Origin of the sequence: Nitrosomonas sp., assembly GCF_040256045.1 — a bacterium.
Classification (GTDB): Bacteria; Pseudomonadota; Gammaproteobacteria; order Burkholderiales; family Nitrosomonadaceae; genus Nitrosomonas.
The window spans coordinates 1-4,812 of sequence record NZ_JBDZWD010000081.1; the positions used below are offsets into that span (position 1 = coordinate 1).

General features: G+C 48.0%; 2 protein-coding genes. Both read left to right on the forward strand.

The window, feature by feature from the left end:
* Nucleotides 1-261 precede the first annotated feature (261 nt).
* The gene (locus tag ABUL11_RS10850; RefSeq protein ID WP_350283868.1) at nt 262-2,778 is read left to right on the forward strand and encodes a hypothetical protein; all 2,517 of its coding nucleotides are present in this window, start codon (nt 262-264) and stop codon (nt 2,776-2,778) included.
* Between the two features lie 101 nt (nt 2,779-2,879).
* Nucleotides 2,880-4,811 carry a GMC family oxidoreductase gene (locus ABUL11_RS10855; RefSeq protein ID WP_350283869.1) on the forward strand — a complete coding sequence of 644 codons (1,932 nt, stop codon included), beginning with the start codon at nt 2,880-2,882 and terminating at the stop codon, nt 4,809-4,811.
* Nucleotide 4,812: the final 1 nt, after the last annotated feature.

The following is a 4,812-nucleotide window of genomic DNA, read 5'->3' on the forward strand; positions in this document are numbered from 1 at the left end:
TAAACATAGTAATACCCTTAATAAAAAAAGGGATATATTATGAAAGCATACTGCAGTAATAACTTCGAACTTCAGCTCGCCATGATCAACATTTAACTGGAGATCATCATGAAAACATGTAGAAATATCTTTTGTTTCACTGGGATCAGCTTGGTTTTATTTCTTGCAGGATGTTCAGATAATTTATCTCTGAAAATTGCAACCGAATGTATCAAGGGTAGTCACGTCCAGTCGGGATCGGTTCTGGATGAAGCACAGTGTGTGAACAGATCGGCAGAGAGTTTTCCAGGCGCGGATGAAGATTATTTCAGGGATATGGATTATGGCATCAGCCAAACCCCTGACAAGGTCGTCGCTGCCCTTGAGCCCTTCGTGCCCGGCATTTCACAGAATCCGGACGAAGCCGTCAAATCGATCGTCAAAGGTCGAAACAACTGGATCGTCTGGACAGGTGGTAACGATAAGTTCTGGGATTACATGAGCGTGAAGAGCTTTGGCAGCTTCGATCTGCTGAAAGTGCTGTCGAACCACCCCAAGCTTGTGAAAAAGCCGGGATACAGCCGCGACAACCGATGGCACTGGTTTGGTCTGGTCAATGAACCGTGTTTCATGAAACATACTGATGCGCAAGGCGAACTGGTCGGGCGCGAAGATCGCTTTGGCTTATATCTGGATATACGAGACCCGGCCTGTCCTGCTGATCCGTTTGAAAATGAAGAAAAATATCCAGGTGTCAAAATTGGCGCGCGTGGCAAAACCGTGCCGGTGGGGTCTTACTATGGCTACGCAACCGGTATTGTAGGCCTGCGCCTGTTCCCCAATCCTGATTTCGATGAAGCTGCAAAAAAACGCTGGAATACCGAGAAATATTATTCTGATCCGAATTACTACAATGATCCCAAACTGGTCAAACCGTACCGAGTGGGAATGGCTTGCAGTTTCTGTCACGTAGGACCCAATCCGACCAATCCGCCTAAAGACCCGGAAAATCCGCAGTGGGCCAATCTCAATTCCAATCCCGGCACACAATATTTCTGGTTCGACCGGGTGTTCGCGTACGAGGCCGATAAAACCAGTTTCGCCTACCAGCATCTCCATACCAACCGGCCGGGCACTTTGGATACTTCGCTCATCTCCACCGACTATATCAACAATCCACGCACCATGAATGCTGTTTACAACCTTCCTGCACGAATGCTGAATGCCTTACGCTGGGGTGAGGAAAAATTGAACGGTGGCGAGCGGGACAATAAGCAGTTTAATCATTTCAACGAAATCCCTGCTGACAGCCCACTCAGAGCTTTCTTCAAAGATCCGGATACGGTACTGACGCCGCGTGTGCTCAAAGATGGTGCGGATTCAGTCGGTGCACTGGGTGCATTGAATCGTGTTTTCGTCAATATCGGTTTGTTCAGTGAAGAATGGTTACAGCACATCAACCCCTTGGTAGGAGGAAAGCCGTTTACACCTTTCCCGATCAAAGCAGCCGAACAGAATTCCAGCTACTGGCGGGCGACCGAACAGCAAACGCTGGATAGTGCCTTGTTTTTCCTGGTTGCAACCCCTCCGGATCATTTGAAGGATGCTCCCGGAGGTAAACATTACCTGACCGATGATGAAGAAATCCTGGAACATGGTAAGAAGGTATTTGCCGAACATTGTGCCGCTTGTCATTCAAGTAAATTGCCGGACGATGCCAACAAGTTTTTCGCTGATAAAGGGTGTGTCGGCCCTGATTACTTAAAATGCTGGGATCAGTATTGGCACTGGACGAACTCATCCGAATTCAAGGAAAAAATGACAAAGCTGGTCATGGAAGAAGATTTTCTCAAAGAGAATTTCCTGTCTACGGATTTACGCATCCCGGTTACATTGCTGGAAACCAATATTTGCGCGTCGATAGCGACCAACGCCATCCAGGGAGATACCTGGGATAATTTCTCCTCGACTTCCTATAAAAAATTACCTTCGGCAGGAAAAGCACTGATCCATCATCCGGTTACACGCGAACCCGCAGATTACGCCCTGCCAGATGGGGGGCGCGGTTATATCCGGCCACCTTCTCTTTCGAGCATCTGGTCTACAGCACCGTTTTTACTGAACAATACCGTGGGAAAATTTTATCCCTCAGGTTCAGTGGAAGACCGTATGAAATCCTTCGAGATCAGTATCGAGCAGCTGCTATGGCCCGAAAAACGCTACTGCGACCAGAAAGATCTGTACTACTACGGACAGGATGAAGAAGAAAAAGGCTCCTATACCTATGATCCCAGAACAGCAAACCATTGTGAGGGAAAAACCTATCTCACCCGATCAGGCAAAGAAGTGCCGGGAATTATCGATCGGACGACAAAAAGAAGTGAACTGAGGATATTAAAAAGTTATCTGCCCTGGTATGTCAGCATCCTTCCTATCGGTGATGGGGTGGAGCTTGGCCCGTTTCCTGAAGGTATTCCGGTCAACCTGGTTTCCAATACCAATATGGAAATAAGCTGGGGACAGCGGCTCTCTTTTTCGTGGGATCTTGCAAAAACCATCGGGTGGGACATCTTTGATTTATGGAAAGCCCAGGAACATCCTGAAAGCGTGACTGACGAAGAACTGCGCAAAATATTAGGCGGGATAGTCGATCCTCTGCTGGAAGTTAACAAATGTCCGGACTTTGTCGTTAACCGCGGGCATTATTTCGGCACAGACTACCTCCCGGCACAAGAAGGCAGAGCAGCGCTCAACGACAATGATAAACGTGCTTTGATCGAGTTTCTAAAGACCATGTAATTCTGTACGGTGGATAATCCGGCATATAGCAGGAATATCCACCGTGCTTCTCGGTTTACAGATCATGATGCTCTATCCGTTTTCTGCTTCAGGAGATATCTATGATTAAGCCTGCCCCCTCGGAAAATAATCATATCGATAGTGATGATGACGAAAAATTTGACTATATCGTCATAGGCTCCGGTGCAGGAGGTGGGCCGGTTGCCTGCAAACTGGCTCTGGAAGGGTTTCGTGTACTACTGCTGGAAGCCGGAGGAGATGATGAACCTTGTGATTACAGGGTTCCGGCATTTCATGCACGTGCTTCGGAAAATGAAGCGCTTCGCTGGGATTACTTTGTTCATCATTATGGCGACAAAGTCCGGCAAGAATGTGATTGCAAGTTCAGCAAAGAAAGAAATGGGGTGCTTTATCCTCGCTCGGGTACATTAGGCGGATGTACCGCGCATAATGCCATGGTTCTGATGTATCCCCACAATAGTGACTGGGATTACATTGCCAAACTGATGGACGACCCAAGCTGGCATAGCAAAAACATGCACAAATACTTCCAGCGTCTGGAACGCTGCGAATATGTTTCAAGATGGAAAATCTGGAGTCGCCATGGGTTTGACGGCTGGCTGCCGACCAACCTGGCTAATCGCTGGATGCTATTGAAGGACAGAGTACTCACAAGACTGACGATCGCCGCAGTGAAAGAATCCCGGCGCATGATGCATCCGCTCAAACGTTTTTTTCTGGGAATTCTGAAATTTATCATTCGCTTCGATCCCAATGACTGGCGTTTGATTCGCAGAATTCCTGAAGGGCTATGCAAAATTCCGATGACGACTCAACACGGCAAGCGGACAGGCGCTAGAGAGTACATTCTGCGGGTTCGTGAACAATGTCCTGACAAATTGATCGTAAGAATCCACTCACTAGTCCAGCGTATTTTGCTCGATGAATATAACAGAGCTTACAGCGTGGAATATCGTGTGGGGGCTCATCAATATCGCGCGGATCCCCGGCACGAAGCGGCAGTCGTTTCTGAAGCAAAAACCGTGTATGTGGAACGTGAAGTCATTATCGCTGCGGGGGCTTTCAATACCCCCCAACTGCTCATGCTATCCGGGATCGGTCCACGGGAAGAACTGGAAAAACATGGGATAGAGGTAAAAGTAGAACTGTCAGGTGTGGGGAAAAATTTGCAGGATCGCTATGAGATCGGCGTGGTAACGAAACTCAAAGAAAACATTCCCTTGATCAAAGGAATGAAATTACGCCCGCCAGAACCCGGAGAAGAACCAGACCCGCAATATGCGCTGTGGCTCCGGGAAAAAGGACCTTACACTACGAACGGTGCAACGATTGCGCTCATCAGGCGCTCTTTTGCCAGGCACCCAGATGACGATCCGGATCTGTTAATTTTTGGATTGCTCGGTAATTTCAGCGGATACTATCCAGGCTATGCTCGTGACATTACCAGAGATAACAGTCGTTATCCCAATGCGCTATGTAACAAGAATGGCAACCACTCTGATACTTGTAAAGAAAATATCTTTACCTGGGCCATTCTCAAAGCAAATGCAAGTAACACGGGATATATCACCTTACGATCCAGCGATCCACGCGATGTTCCTGACATCAACTTCAATTACTTTCCTGAAGATGGGGATGACGGCAGTAGCGAGAAAGATCTGGATTCAGTAGTGGAAGGAGTGGAAACCGTTCGCAATATCCTCGAAGGTTGCGGGGATCTGGTCGATGAAGAAATTCTGCCAGGCGCAAACGTCAGCAGCCAGGATGAAATCCGTCAGTTCATCAAGGATCAGGCCTGGGGGCATCACGCTTCCTGCACCTGCAAAATGGGACCGCGAAGCGATAAAATGGCCGTCGTCGACAACCGGTTCCGTGTTTATGGAACCACCGGCCTGCGTATCGTCGACGCTTCAATCTTTCCCAAAATACCTGGCTTTTTTATTGTAGCCGCCATCTACATGATCAGCGAGAAGGCCGGTGAAGTCATTATTGAAGATGCAAGAATGAATTAAG

What these genes read in the sequence shown, in the direction of transcription:
- ABUL11_RS10855 (WP_350283869.1), top strand. Translation starts at nt 2,880, where the DNA reads ATGATTAAGCCTGCCCCCTCGGAAAATAATCATATCGATAGTGATGAT.